This is a genomic window from Corallococcus sp. AB018, from assembly GCF_003986945.1.
GTDB lineage: Bacteria > Myxococcota > Myxococcia > Myxococcales > Myxococcaceae > Corallococcus > Corallococcus exiguus.
The window spans coordinates 1-16,951 of sequence record NZ_RAWR01000226.1 but is presented as its reverse complement, the minus strand read 5'-3'; the positions used below and the strand labels follow the sequence as shown (position 1 = coordinate 16,951).

Sequence of the window (16,951 nt, the reverse complement as noted above, 5' to 3'; positions counted from 1 at the left end):
CCGAAGGCCCGTTATCGCGGCACGCGCCGCAACCTCTTTGACCTCAGGCGACTCGCGGTCGTCCAAAACCTCGAGGTCGCCGCGCGCTATCAGCTCGCGGCGTGACCTAACCTGTTCGGCGCTCTAGGGTGCCGCGCCATGGCCATCATCATGGAAGGACTGACGAGCTGCCCCATCTGCGGCAGCACCGACTTGTCGAAGCCGTACACCGCGACATCCGGCGGGGCCTTCCCTGAAGGGGATGAGCTCTGGCGCTACTGCGACGCTCCGCTGCATCTCGAATGCCTGGCTCACTGGCCGCACCGTGAGCGGTTCTCCCGCGGCTATTTTGATCTCTGGAGAAATGAATCCATGAGCGGCCACGGAGGCCTGCTGGCGGAGGCGCCCAGGTGGCTCTTGCGCTGTGGTCCCGCGAAACCAGAAGCCGAGCCCTACTACGTGGAAGTCCACATCGCCGACTGGCCCATGAGGCTCTACTCGCGCTGGGCGCAGTGGCCGGACTACTCCGCGCAACAGTATCGCCAGGGGCTGATTGGAGAGGCGTTGGAGGCGGCGGACGAAGTCATGTCGGAGGTTCGCAAGATTGCTCCCGACCTGGAGTCCCTGCGGGCATTGAGGCAGCGGATGCTGTTCAAGCCAGCCTCGCCTTGAAGGCCCCGTCAGCGGACCTCTCCGGCACATCCTCCAGGCTGGAGATGACCCGCGCGAGCAGCGCGCGCCGGTCCGGGCGGGCATGGGCCAGCTCGCCTCGGAGGATGGGCAGCGCGGCCCCTCCCATGACGAGCAATCCATCCCAGGCCGCGCGCGCCACCGCATTGCGGCGGTCAGGCAGCAGCGCCGCCACCTCCGCCACCGCTGGCAGGTGCCCTCCGAACGTGAGCGTCCGGACGGCCCGGACGACGTGCCCGGCCTCCGCATCCTTGAGCAGCTCGCGGGTCAGCTCCAGGTACGGCTCCCGTGGCACCTGGACCTTCAGCAGCCGGTGCGCATGCAGGCGCACAGAGGGCTTCCGGTGGGTGAGCAGCCCCGTCAGTCGTTCGACGACGTGAGGCGCACGCCTGAGCACCATCCACTTCATCGCCTTCACTTCCGGCTCGGGGACCTCCCAGGCCAGCGCCTCCAGCCTCCGCTCCACGTCGCGCATCAGCTCCGCGGGGAGCTTCTTTTCGAGCGACGGATCATCCAGGACGAGGAGCGCGAGCGCCGTGACGACCTCCGTCCGCAGCGCGGGCGTGGTGACCCGCGCGAGCAGCGCGCTCCGCACCTCCGGGCCCTGCCGTTCGAGCCCTCGCGACACCGCCGCCAGGGCCTGGGCGTCGTCCTTCTGGTTCACGATTTCGATGAGCCCGTCCGCCAGGCGGAAGGCGTCTTCACGGCTCCCCCAGGAGGCGCGTCCCGCGAGGACCTGCAACGCCGCCTCGCGATGACCGTCGTCCTCGTGGACGATGCGCAAGAGCGCGTCCTCCAGCATCCGACCGTCGCGGCCCTGCGCGGGGTCCGCTCGCTGGAGCCACTCCAGGAAGTGCGTTCGCGACAGGCCTCGCGCCTGGAGGAACATCGCCATCAACTCGGGTCCCCACACCGTGTTGCCCGGGAGGATTTCGAGCGCCGCGGAGTGGCCTTCTCGAAGCATCGGAAGGACGAAGGGCAGCACCCGGACCGCCGGGAGCGAGCGCAGCATGTCCGCCGCCATCGTCCCCGACCGCCCCCGGCCCATCCGCCACACGTCCAGCAGGAGCAGCACCAGGGAGGGCAGCAGACTCCGCTTCGATCCGAGCCCGCCGAGCAACTCCAGCAGCGACTCCAACCAGACTTCTCCTTCCAACTTCTCCGCATCTGAGCCCGGGGCTCCGAGGGAACCGAGCGTCGCGCGCAGTGCTTCCAGATCCTGTCGGTCCACGGCCCACGGAGGGATCCACCGGAGCGGCCGCGCCTCGCCGAGGATGTCGAGCAGGGATTTGAGGCGAGGCAGTCCCCGCACCCGCCAGAGCTGTCGCGCGGCCTGTCGGCGGACCTCGACGTGGGCATGGGACAACAGCTCGACGAGCAGCGCTTCATCCTCCGCCGAAGTGGGTGTCCCCAGCGCCGCGAGCGCTGCGAGGGCGATCCCCCGTTCATGGTGGCGCGCGAGTCGCCGAAGGGCCGCGCGAGCCGCCTCCGTTCCGACCTCCGCCATCCACCGCACGAGCACTCCCGCTCGCGGAGACGTCCCGGATCCGGCGGCAAGGGCAAGCTCCGCGAGCAGCGCATCCTCCGGCACGCGTGCGCCCCACTCATCGCGGACGAACTCCAACAGGTCCCCGTGCGGCCCTCGCGCCGCCGCGGCCAGCACCTGGAGCGGCGGCACTTCTCGCAGCGCGTACGGCACGAGGAACCGCCGCACCGAAGGCCCGCGGGCCTGGGTCAGCGCCTCCATCAGCCCAGGGCCGGACAGGTCCCCCGCGAGGATGCGTCGCTCCGTCCCCCAGAGCGCCACGCGCTCGTCCGGGAGCGAGGAAGCCATCCGAGCCTCCTCCAGGGAAGGGACGGCCCCCAACCGGAACAGGACGCCAAGGGCCTCGTGAGGCTCGATGCGCTTCCCCGTCCATGCGCGTCGGACCTCCGCGAGCACCCCCACCTGCTCGGGCTCGGACAGCCGTCCGGCGAGCGCCGTCAGCAGGCCCAGGGCCAGTCGCCGCAAGGAAGGCCTGGGGCTGTCCAGCAGGCCGCGAATCCCATCGAGGTGCCGCTTGAGGACGGCCGCTCGCGTGTCCGTGAGGGCCGCGCTGGCCACCGCCGCGAGCCGCTTCGTGAACTCCTCTTCCGCGGTTTCGAGCAGGGCCGCGTCCCCGGATGACAGCGCGTCATCCATCCACGCGAGGTCCGCATCCAGCCGCCGCTCCCGGAGCAGCCTCGCCTGCACGGAGTCGTCGGATGTGGCGGGAATCCACTGCGACAGGCCATGGCGCCGCAGCAGCACCTCCAGCGTCTCGCGCGCCTGCGACGAAAGCAGGAGGACTCCGCCATGGACCGCATCGTTCAGCACCTTCGCGGAGCGTGTCCCACGCCGCAGGAGTGACACGAGCGCATGGGGCGACAGCTCGCCGGAGAGCAGCTCGCACAGCAACTCCTGCTCACGAGGCGTGTCTGCGTCCTCGAGTGCATCGAGCACGGTCGCCACATGGCCCCGTCCGCAGGCCCCACGCAGCGCGCGGATGAGGGACTCGCGCAGGCCCGGGTTGTCGTGGCGCCGGAGCCAGCCCAGCATCAACCCGATGGGCGGCGGCCAACCGGGGCCCGCGTTGACGAGCGCCTCGGCGGCGGTCTTCTTGATGTTCATGTTGGGGTGCGCGAGCCCCGCCGCAAGCAGCGGCACCGCCCACTCCACCTTGAACACCCCGAGGCCACTGAGCGCCTGTCGCAGGCGATAGATGTCCTCCGACCGCGCGAAGGGCACCAGCCAGGCCACGGCCCGCGAATCTCCAGAGTGCGCGAGGCACTCCAGCACGAGCTTCGGCACCTGCACGCCCTCATGGCGGAGCAAGCGCCGCAGCCGCCGCGCGAGCGCGGGATGCCTCCGGCCGACGAGCTGCCCCAGCACCCGTTCGAGCTGCGCGTCGCTCAGGTCCCGCCGCTGGAGCAGGTCGAGCAGACACTCCGTGAGGACCCGCGCGCCGGCTTCGTCTTCCGATACGGGGGCGGAGCGCCGGTCCGGGCGCACACGGCCCCGAGCATGGAGCCCACGCCCCACCTGTGCGACGGCCTGCTGCGCCGCGGACCGGACATGCTCGTCCGCATCGAGCAACAGCTCCCCCAGCGGCACGAGTGCGCGCCGCCGGGCTTCATGGCCGAGCTGGCCGATGGCCTGGAGTCGCAGCGGATGCTGCGTCTGGAGCGCGATACGGGAGACCTCGCGGAAGGACGCGTCGTCGTAGCCGGGCTGAAGGCTCGCGAGCACCTCACGGCTCGGCGCGGCCTCCACTGGAGAGGGCATGGACGCGGAGGTGTCTTCAAGCGCCGCCAGCAGGGCGTGCGCTTCGGCGCGCCAGGCGGAATCCGTCAGGCCCGGGTGGGCACGAAGGAACGCCACGGTGCGCGCGCCGCCCAGGTGGTGGAGCGCATCGAGGCAGGCCCAGGGTTCGGCATCGAAGCAGGCGAGGAGGTCCTCCTCGGCGGCGGCGTGCCCCTGGTGTCCAAGTGCCTCGATGACCTCCGGCCGGAGCGTGCGCGCTTCGGGCCGGACGAGCAGGGCGCGGAGCAGGTCGAACGCCTCCGGACCATCCAGTTCGCGCAGGAGCGCGAGGTGCCGGGTGAAGTCCGCGTCCGTGGCGGACAACCGCCACAGCGGTTCGACGTACTCACGCTGCCGGAGACTCAACACCTCCGCGATGACCTCGGGCGTGATGGCCGGGTTGGAGAGGAACAGCTCGCGCACCCGGGGGACAGCGTCCGGCTCGCACCGCACGCCCCGCCGGTAGAGCGTCTGGAGAAACCCCGCGCACGTGGGGCCGAAGAGGAGCGGATCCTCAAGTGAGAGGTGGAGCGACAGCCGCAACTCCGCATGGCTCGCGAAGGGTGCCAGCAGGGCCATGGCCTCGCGTCGCACCCGGAGCGATCGCCGGCCGTCCTCCAGCACGAGCCGCAGCGCGGCGGCGTCTCCTCGACGGGCGAGGATGCGCAGCGAAGCGAAGGCCAGTCGCTCCGAGCGCTCCAGCAGGCCCTGGAGCGAACCGAGGGGAGGCGCCAGGTCGGGCCTCGCCGCCCAGGGTTCAGCGAGCAACTCCGCGGCCTGGAGCGCCACCCGCGCGTCCGGGGCTTCGAGCGCGCGGACCGCGACCGCCAGCGCATGCTTCACCGTGACGAGTCCCAGACCGAGCGCCCCGCCCAGGTGGCGAAGACCCTCGAGCTGGACCTCCGGGTCCAGGTGGCCGCACAGCGCGTCGACCAGCGCCTCCGCGTCAACCCCATCGGATGGGGAGAGTCGCTGCACGGCATGCAACAGCAGCGCGCCACCCGGCAGGACGGCCAGCTTCGCGGGTTCACGAAGCATCTCCGTGACGAGCCACTCCGCCTCCGCGTCAACTGGGAGCGGCTCCGTTCCCTTCGCCAGCGACTTCAGCCTCGCCAGGGGAATCTCCGGCGGTAGCAGCCGGGCCAGCCTGGCGAGGAGCACCTGCGACTCGGGAGCGCACGCGCCGAGAGCCGCCGGAAGCGCCTCCATCAGGGACACTGGCGTGTCACCGCCCTCCAGCCGCGCCAGGCGGCGCGTCAGGTGCAGCAGCGCCGCGTGGACCTCTTCCGGATCGGACGCGGCGAGCAGGCCGCGAAGCTCCTCGGGGGCCAGCCGCTCGGTGAGGAGCCGCTGCGTGAGGAGCGCACGGCGACGACGCGGGGTGAGCTCGACCGGTTGGGGCTGAGGCATGGAACCCTTATAGGCGGACCGGGGAAAGCCCGGCACGCCCCAGGGGACGCCGGCCGTGCCCCGCCCTGACACCCACGGAGGGACGGCGCGTGCAGCTCTTCGACACGGTGGCGGATCCGGCGGAACTGCGCGACGTGGCAGGAGACCCTCCGGACATCGTGGTCACGTTGAGGGCGAAGCTCGCGGCGGAGTTGCCGGATGGGACGGGCGAGGCTCGCGGTGCCGGGGGTCCTTGAGATGCTTTCAGGGCCCGACGAGCACAGGCTCTGGCGGCCGGGCATCCATCCGCCGCAGTGCTGTCACCGTTCCCACGAACGCCAGCGAGCACACCGCCAGCAACGTCACGTGGACGGAGGCTGGTAGCTCCGTGGTGGACGGCGCATAGCGAGACAGCAGGAACGAGGTCAGGTTGTTGAAGGCGTGGACGAAGATGGGCAGCCGCACGCTGCCCGTGCGCTCCGCGAGCCAGCCCAGGAACAAGCCCATCATCAGGGCCATGGGACTGTGGATGGGGTCGAAGTGCAGGATGCCAAAGAGCGTGGCTGCGCCCGCGATGCCAGCCGTGCGCCCCCAGCGCTCCACGAGCCGCGTCTGCACATAGCCCCGGAAGAAGAGTTCCTCCCCGGTGCCCGCGACCAGCGCGCCGAAGAACAGCAACGCCGCGAAGGTGACGAACGAGCCCTGGCTCGCGGCCTGCAGCCCCTTCAGCGACGCCGCGTAATTCCATACGCCTGCGAGCACCGACAGGCTCTCCATGGCCTGCCCCATCGTGAAGCAGCCCACCAGCGCGGCCACCCAGGCCCAAGCAGGCGTCGTCGCTCCCGCGTCCAGGCGCAGCCGCTGCTTCAACGGCGTGGGGGACAAGAACCCGCCCAGGAGCGCAGCGACCAACCCAAAGCAACTGGACGTCATCACGGCCGCGACCATCAGCCAGGGCATCGACTTGAGCTGCTCAGTCAGGGCCTGGATGGCTACCGTGTCCTGGGGTTTCACTCCTGCGCGGAGCATCTCCATCGCCATCGCGATGCTGGCGGAAATGACGCCCCCGACGACGATTGCGGTCACCAGGAGCGCGAACGCAACCAGGACCGTCCACACGCGTGGCGGCGATGTGGGGACCGGCGAATGGGCGGTGGAGGACGGGTCGGAAGGTGAATCCATGGCGACCGATGCTACCTCCCCACTTTGAGCGAGAGGAGAACGACCTCATCATGAGGAAATGCCAATCCCTGATCTCCAAGACGTCGCGAGGACTGATGCCGAGGCCAGGTTTCTGGAGGCGCTGCTCCATCTTCAACCGGATCTTGATGTGTGGCAGCACGAGAGCGCGGAGGGACATCCGTGGCTTATCGTGTCCATGGACTTCGTCGAGGACGGAGCAGTTCGCGACACACTGCGACTCGACTTCGACGGCCGAGCAATTCGTGGTGGCTGGAGTCGTAGTTTTCTAAATGGGGACGATGGGGTCCCGGCGCAAGAAGCAGGCGTTGACGTTGGACCACCTGATGGAATCGAGATTGAACAGGGGGCTCCTGCGGAACTAGCAGCAGCTGCTGCCGCATGGTTCGCACTGCACGCCCGCCAGTGGGCAAGCAGTCCGAGGCGAGCCCGTTGGAACCTCTAGGTCAGAGCGAAGTCCAATGTTTTTGCACACGTCCGCCTATACGTCGAAGTGACGATCTACCGCCTCGGCACGAGCAACGATTCCACCACCGCGACGCGCGTGGCGGTGCTGCACACGGCCCTCCCAGAACGTGTGCCCGCCCGGCTCGGACCTCGCGACGAGCCGGTTCAAGCACTCGCTGCCTCATGGCCGCGTCAGCGTGCTCACCGGCATGTTCAGCCCGTAAACGCCGAAGTCCTGTGAAGCAGCGCCGAAGCCCCGCACGAACTCCGGTTCAGCCCTCACGAGCCTTGCGCCGGTACTCGCCGGGGGGCACTCCCATCTCCCGTCGAAAAGCCCGATTGAAGGCGAACTCGGACTCGTAACCCACGCGGCCCGCGATGGCCGCGAGCCCGTCCTGTCCGTCACGCAGCGCGTGCGCGGCCTCCTGCATCCGAAGCCGCGTGAGGTACTCATGAGGCGCCACGCCCACCTCGCTCGCGAAGCGCCGCGCGAGCGTCGCCCTCGATGTCCCCGAGCGCCGCGCCAGCTCGCTCACGGTCCAACTCCGCCCTGGCTCCGCGTGCATCCAGCCCAGGGCGCTGGCGAGCGTCCGGTCGCCGAGCGCTCCCAACCAGCCCGCGCCGCCCGGCGGCTGCGCGTCCGCCCAGGCACGAAGCACCTGCACCAGCAGGATGTCGAGCAACCGGGAGACGATGACCGAGGCGCCCCGCTCTCCCCGCTCGTACTCCCGTTCGAGCAGCGACACCGTGGGCAACAGGGCACGCGCGTCCTCGGAAGCCCCCCTCAGGTGGACCCGCTCGGGAAGCAACCGCAACACGGGATGCGCCCCCGGCTCGTCGAACGCGAAGAAGCCACAGAGCACCCGCGACTCCACGCCGGCCCCGCCCAGCACATACGAGGAAGCCCCTTCCCCACGTGTCGCCAGCCACTCCTCCACCCTCAGCTTGGGGCTGCGGGGCGAGTCCGCCACGGCATGCCCGTCGCCGCGCGGCAGCAGCACGACATCCCCCGGCCCCAGCGCGACGGTGTCCCGCCCCTGCGTGAGGTGACAGGAGCCCGCGATGATCAGATGCAGGGCCGCCGTGGCCGTGGGTGCAAAACGCAGCCCCCAGGGGGCCCGCGCCACGGTGCGGCAGTAGAGCTGCCCTCGCAGACGGGTTCGCTCGAGGATCTGCCCCAGCAGGTCGGAAGCATGCGCGAGGTCCATGGCCTCAAGGCTAGCAGCGGGCTGTCCCCAGCGCTCACGCCCTGAGCGTTTCAGACAAAAGGTTGAGCCGTCCGCGAATGGCGGCTCCGAGGCCAGACCGTCACATTCCCAGTCATGAACGACACCCGCTCTTCAGCTGGAGGCCTCATGAACCCGAATCCCTCACAGTTGCCCTGGAAGCTCACGTCTCCCACGGCCTTGTTCACCTTGCTGCTGGGCGCCTTCATGCTGTTCCTCAGCCTCAATGCCGCGCGGGACCCGCTCAGCGCGGCCAGGGGCTTCGGTCTGCGCGACTCCGGGAGCGAGGTCATCCCCTGGCTGTACATCAAGGCGGGCAGGGACCTCGGCGTGGCACTGGCGATGTTCGCCCTGGTGGCCATCCGGCAGCGAAAGGCCGCGGGCGTCTTCGTGCTCGCATGCATGGTGATGCCCATCGTGGACGCGCTGACCGTGATGCATGGCGGTGCCTCGCTCGCCTTCGCGCTCGCGGTCCATGGAAGCGCGGCGGTCTACGGAGTCGTGCTGGCCGCCGCGCTGCTGCGCCCCCAGAAGGGCACCGCTTGATTCACCGCGGGTGCGCACACCGCGGAAATTTCACGCAGGGTGGCGGCGGGAGTCGGCAAGATGCCGGCCATGAAGAGAACCCTGTGGCGTCGTGTGGGCCTGACCGTCGCGGCCCTGCTGCTGGTGTTGGTCGTCGTCGCGGCCGTGGGACTGAGCGACGTGAACGTACCGGAGACCTCGCGCTTCGACGCCGACCTCGGCGCCATCCGGGCCCTGGCCGTCTCCACCGGCGCGCCGCTCCCCACCGGATTGCGCAGCCAGCGCGTGGGCCGGGCCTCCGGAGTGCCGCACGCGCTCGTGGTGGCCGGCAGCGGCTTCGGAGAGGCCACCTTCGACTTCAACGCGTACCAGGTCGTCTATGCCGACGGCCGCACGGTGCTGGTGGACGTCGTTAACGACGAGAAGACACAGCTGGCCCAGTTCCCCGGTTCGGAGTTCGACGCCGCGGCCTATACCCGGGTCCAGGAGGCGCTGCGCCGCGCGGACGCGACGGTCGTCACCCACGAGCACTTCGACCACTGCGCGGGCATCGCGCACTCGGCATACCTGGACGAGGTGGCGAGCAAGGTTCACCTCACGGACGAACAACTGCGCAGCCCGCTCGCGCAGGAAGCCGGCTTCACCGCGGAGCTGCGCGCCAGGCTCACTCCGCTCCAGTACGAGCGACTGCACCTGCTGCGCCCCGGCGTGGTCCTCATCAAGGCCCCGGGCCACACGCCCGGCACCCAGCTGGTGTACGTGCGGCTCGTCGACGGGCGCGAGTTCCTGCTCGTCGGCGACGTGGCCTGGCACCAGGACAACATCCGGCTCCCGAGGATGCACCCGCGGCTCACCAACTGGCTGGGCGGCGAGGATGCACAGGCGATGGCACACCAACTGCGATGGCTGCACGACCTGCTGCGCACCGCGCCCGAGCTGCACCCGGTGGTGGCCCACGACGGCGCGCAGATGCAGGACTACCAGCGCCGTGGGCTCATCCAGGACGGACTGCTCTGATCCATTGGCTTGGGGCTGAGGTCTGACGCCTCCATGCCACAGTGCCAACGAATGATGAGCGCCGCGGACTGCCTGGCCGAAGCGGAGCGGATCCAGCGGCTGCTGGCCGAGCAGTCAGCGCGTCATGGCCGCGCTGTCCCGTGGGTCGAGATCCGTCCGGGCAATCTCGATGCTTGCCACGAGGGTGCTCGCGACGACATCCGTCACCAGGAGAAGCACGAACGCGACCAGCACCGATCACACGTGCGGACGCGGCGACTCGGGGAGCGGAGGGCTGGTGGCGTAGGACGGCTCGGAAGGGAATCCAAGGCGGCCGAGGGTACCGCCCGTGTGGGCCACGCCGCGAATCCACCGCCTTGGAGCAATCGGCCGTGGCCGCACTCGTTGTACGGACGATAGGGTCTGCTTCATGTCTCGCGGATGGGAGCCCATTGCATGAAGAGGCTGCGCGCCTGGAGCCTGTGTGTGTTGCTTGCCAGCGGCTGTGCCACGACTTCGGCGGTTCGTGAGTCGCCGCCCGTTCCCGACGTGGCCGCGCTGGATGCGGAGGCGGCCCGCGCGATGTCCGCGACCGGCGCGAAGGGGCTGGCCATCGCGGTCATCGACAACGGTCGTGTCGTCGCGACCCGGGCCTACGGCGCACGCGATGCGAAGGGCGAGCCGCTGCGCACGGACACGGTGATGTATGGCGCGTCCATCACCAAGACGGTCTTCGCGTACCTCGTGATGCAGTTGGCGGACGAGAAGCGCATCGACCTGGACACGTCCATCTCGAAGTACCTGGACAAGCCGCTGCCTGAATACCCGGACGAGGACCGCTATTCGACCTGGTCCCATCTGGCCGGGGATGAACGCTGGCGGGACATCTCGCCGCGCGTCCTGCTCACCCACAGCGCTGGCTTTGCCAACTTCGGGTTCCTCGAACCAGACGAGAGGCTGCGCATCCACTTCGCTCCGGGCAGCCGCTTTGCCTATTCAGGCGACGGCATCATCCTGATGCAGTTCGTGCTCGAACGCGGGCTCGGGCTGGACGTGGGTGCGGAGATGCAACGGCGCGTGTTCGACCGCTTCGGCATGCGCACGACCAGCATGACGTGGCGGCCGGACTTCGCACAAAACCTGGCTGACGGCTGGAAGGCCGACGGCGGTGTGGAGCCGCACGACGAACGCAGCAGGGTGCGCGCGGCCGGTTCCATGGACACCACCCTCGATGACCTGGCGCGCTTCGCGGCCGCGCTGGTGAGCGGTGAGGGCCTGTCTCCGGAGACCTTCGCCCGGATGACCTCTCCACAGTTGCCCATCACCACCCGGAGCCAGTTCCCTACCCTGCAGGACGAACTGCCGCCGGAGTCACGGCGCAAGGACCTGGCGGCAGGCCTGGGCGTGGTGGTGTTCGACGGTCCTCAGGGACGCGGGTTCTTCAAGAACGGCCATAACGACAGCACCGGCAATACTCTTGTGTGCCTGCCGCGTGGACGCCGCTGCGTGCTCATCCTGAGCAACGACGTCCGCGCCGAACCCGCCTATCCCCACCTCGTTCGCTTCGTGTTGGGCGAAGCCGGTGTGCCCTGGGATTGGGAGTACGGCGACATGGCGTTCTGGGATGGCCGCTGAGCCTTCACACTTCTTCACGCCCTGCTCAAATCACCGCAACCGACGGCTTCCATATTGGTTCCAGTCAAGCAGCGGGAAACAGCACCCCCACTCCTGGAGCCACACGCCATGAAGAAGACGCTCGTCATCGCCGGTACCGCCGTCGTCGCCGTCACCCTGCTCACCGGTTTCGGCTGGGGCCGCCATCACCGCGGCACGCCCGACCCGGAGCGCATCAACCAGATGGTCACCTGGAAGCTGGACGACAAGCTGGATGACCTCAACGCCACCGAGGCCCAGCGCTCCTCCATCCACGCCGTGAAGGACCGCCTCCTCAACGAAGGCCAGTCGCTCATGGAGGGCCAGAAGGCCGCGCGCTCCGAGGCCGTCGCCCAGCTGGCGTCCGAAACGCCTGACTCCGCGAAGCTCCACGCCCTGGTGGACGCGCGCATCGACGCCGCTCGCGCCTTCGCCCACAAGGCCGTGGATGCCGTGCTCGAAGTCCACCGCACGCTCACTCCTGCCCAGCGCCAGGAGCTGGTCAGCGACTTCCGCGAGCGCACCGGAGAAAAGTAACCCCGCCCGGGTGGGTCTCACGGTGCGCTCGGAATGACACATTCCGTGTCCCACCGTGAACCTTCGTGGGCAGGGATGACGCGCGCGGTTATTGTCGGTCGGTGGATTACACCGACTACGCTCGACGCATCCGCTCCCACGCCGCCCTGGGGGAGCTCTCTGAATACGGACAGGTACATGAAGGGGGGCGCGACTATCCCCTCTTCCGCCTCATCGTCCCGGGCGACCGCTGGCTCGTCATCACGTCCGGCTTCCATGGGGAGGAGCCCGCTGGCCCGCTGACGCTCGCGAAGCACCTGCCGGACATCGTCGCGTACGCGAAGTCCAAGGGCGTGGGCCTGCGCGTCTACCCGTGCATCAACCCCTCCGGCTTCGAGGACGGCACCCGCTACAACCGCAGCGGCGAGAAGCCCAACAACGACTTCATGCGCTACGAGGTCGCCCCCGGCGAGTGGCGCGGCGAGCTCGTGGGTGACCCGTCCATCCTCCGCTGGGCCCTGTACGACGGCGGCCCCAAGGAGACGCGCGCGGTGCGCACGGACCTGGCGCGCTTCCCCGCTCCGGACGCCGCGCTCGACATCCACCAGGACAACTACCTGGGCGGCGTCGCCACGTACGCGTATGTCTTCGGGGACAAGACCGCCTATCACTCCATGCAGGAGGCCGCCGCCGCGCATGCCACCGTGGTGAAGAGCCGCAAGGTGGATGACAACGCCTACGCGGACGAGCACGGCCTCATCGTCTTCCACGACGGCAGCGTCACCGATTGGTACATGCGCCAGGGCGTGCCGTACGCCGCCGCGCTGGAGACCACCACGCCCATGTCGCAGGACGCCTGTGACGCCGTGAACCTCATCTGGATCCGAGGCTTCATCGACCTGGCCGCGCGTGGAGAGGGTCCCACCCGATGATTCAACGCCCCCTGGGGAAGAGTGGTCTCACCGTGTCCGCGCTCGGCTTCGGCGCGGGGCCCGTGGGCAGTGAAGCGCTGAGCGACGCCGACGCGGAGGCGCTCCTCAACGGCGTGCTCGACGCGGGCATCACGCTCATCGACACCGCGCCCAGCTACGGCGTGTCCGAGGAGAGAATCGGCCGGTTCCTCGGCGCTCGCCGCCGCGAGTTCGTGCTGTCCACCAAGTGCGGTTATGGCGTGCCCGGCGTGGAGGACTGGACGCCCGAGTGCATCACGCGCGGCGTGGACCTGGCCCTCCAGCGCCTGCGCACCGACGTGCTGGACGTGCTGCACTTCCACTCGTGTCCGCCGGACGTGCTCCACCGCCCGGGGCTCATCGAAGCGCTCACCCGCGCGGTGGAGGCGGGCAAGGTGCGCGCCGCCGCGTACTCGGGCGACAACGCGGGTTTGGACGCCGCGCTGGAGACGGGCGCGTTCGCCGTGGTGCAGACGTCCGTGAACCTCTTCGACCAGCGCTCGCTGGACCATGGCGTGGCCAAGGCCCAGGAGCGCGGCGTGGGCGTCATCGCCAAGCGGCCCCTGGCCAACGCGCCGTGGCGCTTTCCGGGGCGCCCCTACGCTCACGACGTGGGCGAGTACTGGGAACGGATGCAGCGCATGGCCCTCCAGACGGACGGCCTGGACTGGCCGGAGCTGGCGCTGCGCTTCACCGCGTTCGCGCCGGGCGTGGCCACCTGCATCGTGGGCACTACGCGCCTGGACAACCTGCGCGCCAACGCTCGCACCCTGGAGCAGGGTCCCCTTCCCGAGCCCACCGTTCAGGCCATTCGGGACGCCTTCCGTCGCAATGACACCGGGTGGGACGGCGTCATCTGACGCAGCCCGCCAGTCTGACGTTCCGTCCTCCAGCGAAGATTTCAGCGTCGGCAACTGCTCACTATCGACGTTTGTCTCGTCCATCCGGGTCGGGTGCTCAGCCTGGGGGGCGTGGCAACCATCCGATCCATGAACGCGATGCCAGAGTCTGAGAAGGATGGAGAAATGGTGGAGCTGCACCCCACCTCGCTGGATTTGAACCAGGTGGATCCCACCCCGCAGGTGGCGAACTGGCTGCGCATGCGCGCGAGCCAGTGGCTCACCACGGCGCAGAGGGACTTCAACGCGGCCCTCTTCGCGCGCGACGGTTCGGAGGCGTCGTTCGATCGCTACTGCGATGCCCGCTCGGAGCTGGACTCCGCGGAGGCCTGGGCCCTGCGCGTCTCCGAGTTCGTGGCGCACGTGCGGTAGGTGCCGCGCGACGGTGTGCCGGTGCGTGGCTGCCTTCAGCGCCCCACGCCCATGCGCGTCCACAATTCCAACAGCGTGCGCAGCACGGAAGCATCCGGCACGTCCGCCGCGGGCGGCACGTCCACGCGGATGCCGTGCGCCGCCAGCCGCGTGAAGGGGTTGTCCGCGTCCGGCGTCTTCAGCGGCACGGATGGATCCGCCGGCCGGAAGCCGAACGCCAGCGCCCGGGCCTGCACCTCCGGGCTGCGCAGGAAGGCCACCCACTCCAGCGCCGCCTCGCGCTGCTCGGGCGTCACCCAGTCCGCTTGCAGCACCGCCGCAGGATGGTCACTCCACAGCGTCACCGGCGGATAGTCCACCCGCAGCGGACCCCACCGGCCCTGGGCATGATCCAACTGCGCGATGGCCAGGCTCTCGTACACCAGCGCCAGGTCGTAGCGGGACGGCCCGTAGCGCACCAGGTCCGTCATGAACGTGCCCGTGGACGGCTCGAAGCGCGTCACGCCCCGCTCAAGTCCCTGGAGCCACGCCTGATAGCCCGGATCCAGCAGGTCCCCTTCCTTCACGCTCTCGCGCCGGCCCAGGTACTCCAGCGTCGCGGACAGGAGCGCCTGCAGGCCGGAGTTCGACTTCCGGGGGTCCGTGTGGCCCAGCTTCACGAAGCCCCACTCCGGCGGGCCGCCCACCGCGGGCCAGCCCCGGTCGCTCGCCACCGCGCGCTGGAGCGTCTTCCACGACAGGGCCGAGCCCCCGCCCGCCTTGCGCAACACCTCCATCCGGTCCTGCCAGCCCACGAACACCAGCGGCGTAATCACCAGCGGATGCGGCGCGGCGTCTCCCTCCGTGGCGAACAGCGGCCCGTGCGAGGCGTCCGTCGCCCAATCCGCCGCGAGCATGCGCAACTCCGCGCTGTCCGCCGGGCTCCACACCGTGGGCTTCTCCCGCCCTTCCAGGATGGCCTGCGCCGCCTCCAGCGAGCCCCGCCCCACCAGCGTCACCCGCACCCGGGGATGCGTCCGCTCGAACTCCGCGAGCGCCGCCTCCACCCACGCGCGCTTCTCCGTGCTGTAGAGGAACGTGATGTCCGTCACCCGCCGCCGCGACGGCAGCACGGTGGACTCCGGCTCCGGCGCCCCCTGCAGGGGCGCCATCGGGGCCGCCAGCAGGTAGAACACCCCCAGCAACGCGGCCAGCATGCCAATGACGAGGAGAGCCCGGGGCTTCATGCTCCCCCTCGTACCCCGGGTCGCGGTCCCGGAAAGCCCGCCGGTGCTTTTGTCACAACCCTGTCACTCACAGCCTCTCCCCCGGCCGCTCCCCTTCCAGGAACCATCCTGTCGGTTTGTTTGCCCTCATAGGACTGGCAGAATGGGCCGGATGACGACACTGGCACGAAGCATCGCGCTCCTGGGACTGGGAGCGGTGTTGGGGGGCTGCGCGGCGAAGCAGGCCCCGCCCGTCCAGCACTACGCGCTGGGCATGTCCCGGGCGGAGTATCGGGATTACACGGGGGCGAAGGCGAGCCCCTGCGACGCGGAGCCGCGCTGGTTCCAGGACGAGCTGACCGCGGTGAACGGCCTGTTGGCCCGCTTCGTCAAGGAGACGGACCAGGCCCTGGACCCGAAGGGGCTGGAGCACGCGAAGCACCTGGAGCTGCTGGAGGAGGGCCTGCGCACGCTGCCCCCGGTGCTGAAGGTGCACGAGGCCAACCTCCAGGCGCTGAAGACCTGCGACTTCCGGCGCGCGGGCGCGTTCCCGGACCTGGCCCGGCGAGGCGGGGAGCTGCTGACGGAGACGCGCGAGCGGATGGAGCTGGGGCCCCGGATTCAAGCGGCCGCGGCGCTGCGCGAGGCGCAGAAGCAGTGGCGCGAGCAGGGCGGGGAGCGCGAGGCGAAGGCGCGCGAGACGTGGTGCCCGAAGCCCGTGAAGGTGGGCCAGCCGGACCTGTTCTTCGCGCGCGTGTCGCCGGAGGGCCGCACCGAGTGGTTCTTCTGCGACGGCCACGTCGTGGAGAAGTCCGGCGGCGGGGAGCCCACACTGCTGAGCCCGGAGGGGCTGAGCAAGGCGGAGCGCCGCCGGGTGCAGTCGAAGAAGTACCTGGACGCGGCGCAGGCGTACCCCGAGGAGGAGATGGACCGCGAGCCCACGGCCGCCACCCTCCAGAAGCCCGCGGCGTCCGCGGCGGAAGGCGCGCCGTAGGCCAGGGCGTGACGCGCGGGCCTCCGGCGTCACGCTCCCAGCCGGGCGAGCCGCTTGGACAGGTGCGCGTCGCCGCCCGCGTCCACACCGCCCACGAAGGCGGCGAGCGACTGGCCCGCGCCAGACAGGTGGGCCTCCACGTGCGGCTTGAGCACGGTCCAGCGCTTCGTCCAGGCGTCCTCGGAGCCGTCGCGCAGGTCGGGGCGCTCGGAGAGGAGCGCCGTCACGCGCAGCGCCAGCTCCGGGTCGTTGAGCGTCCGCGCGGCGGCCACGCCCGCCGGCACCGAGCCCGCGGGCGCGGCCTTCCACATCTCCGCCGCGCGCTGGAAGGCCGTCACGTCCACCTGGGACAAAAGCCCCAACGCGTGGCGCACCGGCAAGCGTCCTTCCGCCTTGGGCCCCACCACGTGCGCCATCAGCGCGGTGAAGGGCGCGGCCAGGGCCGGGTGCGCCGAGGGGTCCACACCGCCCAGGGCGCGCAGCGCGTGGCGGGCCTTGCGCGCCAGCCGCGTCACCTTCCAGCTGGGCCCCTTGAGCTTCGACTGGAGCAGCGCGAGCGCGGACGCGGCGGCGGTCACGGCCTCGGGG

The 16,951-nt window shown here is 70.0% G+C and carries 14 protein-coding genes and 1 pseudogene; 10 read left to right on the top strand and 5 right to left on the bottom strand.

Features of this window, described 5'->3' with window-relative positions; all coding sequences use genetic code 11:
* The first annotated feature begins 138 nt into the window (after positions 1-138).
* The gene (locus D7Y11_RS35045) at positions 139-651 is read left to right on the top strand and encodes a hypothetical protein (protein ID WP_120575846.1); all 513 of its coding nucleotides are present in this window, start codon (positions 139-141) and stop codon (positions 649-651) included.
* On the opposite strand, the gene D7Y11_RS35040 is transcribed toward D7Y11_RS35045, so the two are convergent.
* Positions 632-5,401, bottom strand: a complete 4,770-nt coding sequence (locus D7Y11_RS35040) for a hypothetical protein (RefSeq protein WP_126935853.1) — start codon at positions 5,399-5,401, stop codon at positions 632-634. The two genes, D7Y11_RS35045 and D7Y11_RS35040, sit on opposite strands and share 20 nt — an antisense overlap.
* A gap of 89 nt (positions 5,402-5,490) precedes the next feature.
* On the opposite strand from D7Y11_RS35040, the gene D7Y11_RS43545 reads away from it, so the two are divergent.
* Positions 5,491-5,637 (top strand): hypothetical protein, encoded by a 147-nt coding sequence (locus tag D7Y11_RS43545; protein WP_158624365.1) that lies wholly within the window; start codon positions 5,491-5,493, stop codon positions 5,635-5,637.
* A 7-nt stretch (positions 5,638-5,644) separates the two neighbouring features.
* Here the strand turns inward: D7Y11_RS43545 and D7Y11_RS35035 are convergent, their stop codons facing one another.
* On the bottom strand, positions 5,645-6,562 hold the full coding sequence (locus tag D7Y11_RS35035; protein WP_120575848.1) for a CPBP family intramembrane glutamic endopeptidase: 918 nt from the start codon (positions 6,560-6,562) through the stop codon (positions 5,645-5,647).
* Between the two features lie 737 nt (positions 6,563-7,299).
* The gene (locus tag D7Y11_RS35025) at positions 7,300-8,235 is read right to left on the bottom strand and encodes an AraC family transcriptional regulator (RefSeq protein ID WP_233607487.1); all 936 of its coding nucleotides are present in this window, start codon (positions 8,233-8,235) and stop codon (positions 7,300-7,302) included.
* A gap of 147 nt (positions 8,236-8,382) precedes the next feature.
* Between D7Y11_RS35025 and D7Y11_RS35020 the strand changes: the two genes are divergently transcribed.
* The 7 genes from D7Y11_RS35020 to D7Y11_RS34985 all read left to right on the top strand — a co-directional run bounded on the left by D7Y11_RS35020 (position 8,383) and on the right by D7Y11_RS34985 (position 14,164).
* Entirely contained in the window at positions 8,383-8,799 is a 417-nt protein-coding gene (locus D7Y11_RS35020; protein ID WP_121754959.1) for a DUF4267 domain-containing protein, read from the top strand.
* A gap of 69 nt (positions 8,800-8,868) precedes the next feature.
* Positions 8,869-9,795 (top strand): MBL fold metallo-hydrolase, encoded by a 927-nt coding sequence (locus tag D7Y11_RS35015; RefSeq protein ID WP_158642037.1) that lies wholly within the window; start codon positions 8,869-8,871, stop codon positions 9,793-9,795.
* Positions 9,796-10,230: 435 nt separating this feature from the next.
* Positions 10,231-11,409: a serine hydrolase gene (locus D7Y11_RS35005; RefSeq protein WP_126935850.1), complete on the top strand. Its 1,179-nt coding sequence runs from the start codon at positions 10,231-10,233 to the stop codon at positions 11,407-11,409.
* Between the two features lie 108 nt (positions 11,410-11,517).
* Positions 11,518-11,964, top strand: coding sequence for a Spy/CpxP family protein refolding chaperone (locus D7Y11_RS35000; RefSeq protein WP_120575853.1), 447 nt, complete (start codon positions 11,518-11,520; stop codon positions 11,962-11,964).
* Between the two features lie 101 nt (positions 11,965-12,065).
* Positions 12,066-12,875 carry a hypothetical protein gene (locus D7Y11_RS34995; RefSeq protein WP_126935849.1) on the top strand — a complete coding sequence of 270 codons (810 nt, stop codon included), beginning with the start codon at positions 12,066-12,068 and terminating at the stop codon, positions 12,873-12,875.
* Positions 12,872-13,753, top strand: a complete 882-nt coding sequence (locus D7Y11_RS34990; RefSeq protein WP_126935848.1) for an aldo/keto reductase — start codon at positions 12,872-12,874, stop codon at positions 13,751-13,753. The genes D7Y11_RS34995 and D7Y11_RS34990 overlap by 4 nt, the downstream gene beginning before the upstream one ends.
* A gap of 165 nt (positions 13,754-13,918) precedes the next feature.
* Positions 13,919-14,164: a FruA-associating protein, FapA gene (locus D7Y11_RS34985; RefSeq protein ID WP_120575856.1), complete on the top strand. Its 246-nt coding sequence runs from the start codon at positions 13,919-13,921 to the stop codon at positions 14,162-14,164.
* A 35-nt stretch (positions 14,165-14,199) separates the two neighbouring features.
* Here the strand turns inward: D7Y11_RS34985 and D7Y11_RS34980 are convergent, their stop codons facing one another.
* Positions 14,200-15,390 (bottom strand): substrate-binding domain-containing protein, encoded by a 1,191-nt coding sequence (locus D7Y11_RS34980; protein ID WP_126935847.1) that lies wholly within the window; start codon positions 15,388-15,390, stop codon positions 14,200-14,202.
* A gap of 151 nt (positions 15,391-15,541) precedes the next feature.
* On the opposite strand from D7Y11_RS34980, the gene D7Y11_RS34975 reads away from it, so the two are divergent.
* On the top strand, positions 15,542-16,363 hold the full coding sequence (locus tag D7Y11_RS34975; RefSeq protein ID WP_233607486.1) for a hypothetical protein: 822 nt from the start codon (positions 15,542-15,544) through the stop codon (positions 16,361-16,363).
* Positions 16,364-16,392: 29 nt separating this feature from the next.
* Here the strand turns inward: D7Y11_RS34975 and D7Y11_RS34970 are convergent.
* Positions 16,393-16,951 (bottom strand): annotated as a pseudogene (locus tag D7Y11_RS34970) (molybdenum metabolism regulator); the annotation flags it as partial.

Excerpts from the sequence above, each read along its gene's own strand:
- D7Y11_RS35015 (WP_158642037.1), top strand. The coding sequence starts at position 8,869 with ATGAAGAGAACCCTGTGGCGTCGTGTGGGCCTGACCGTCGCGGCCCTG.
- D7Y11_RS34975 (WP_233607486.1), top strand. The coding sequence starts at position 15,542 with ATGACGACACTGGCACGAAGCATCGCGCTCCTGGGACTGGGAGCGGTG.
- D7Y11_RS35025 (WP_233607487.1), bottom strand. The coding sequence starts at position 8,235 with ATGGACCTCGCGCATGCTTCCGACCTGCTGGGGCAGATCCTCGAGCGA.
- D7Y11_RS35005 (WP_126935850.1), top strand. The coding sequence starts at position 10,231 with ATGAAGAGGCTGCGCGCCTGGAGCCTGTGTGTGTTGCTTGCCAGCGGC.
- D7Y11_RS34985 (WP_120575856.1), top strand. The coding sequence starts at position 13,919 with ATGGTGGAGCTGCACCCCACCTCGCTGGATTTGAACCAGGTGGATCCC.
- D7Y11_RS35020 (WP_121754959.1), top strand. The coding sequence starts at position 8,383 with ATGAACCCGAATCCCTCACAGTTGCCCTGGAAGCTCACGTCTCCCACG.
- D7Y11_RS35040 (WP_126935853.1), bottom strand. The coding sequence starts at position 5,401 with ATGCCTCAGCCCCAACCGGTCGAGCTCACCCCGCGTCGTCGCCGTGCG.
- D7Y11_RS34990 (WP_126935848.1), top strand. The coding sequence starts at position 12,872 with ATGATTCAACGCCCCCTGGGGAAGAGTGGTCTCACCGTGTCCGCGCTC.
- D7Y11_RS35045 (WP_120575846.1), top strand. The coding sequence starts at position 139 with ATGGCCATCATCATGGAAGGACTGACGAGCTGCCCCATCTGCGGCAGC.
- D7Y11_RS34980 (WP_126935847.1), bottom strand. The coding sequence starts at position 15,390 with ATGAAGCCCCGGGCTCTCCTCGTCATTGGCATGCTGGCCGCGTTGCTG.
- D7Y11_RS35000 (WP_120575853.1), top strand. The coding sequence starts at position 11,518 with ATGAAGAAGACGCTCGTCATCGCCGGTACCGCCGTCGTCGCCGTCACC.
- D7Y11_RS35035 (WP_120575848.1), bottom strand. The coding sequence starts at position 6,562 with ATGGATTCACCTTCCGACCCGTCCTCCACCGCCCATTCGCCGGTCCCC.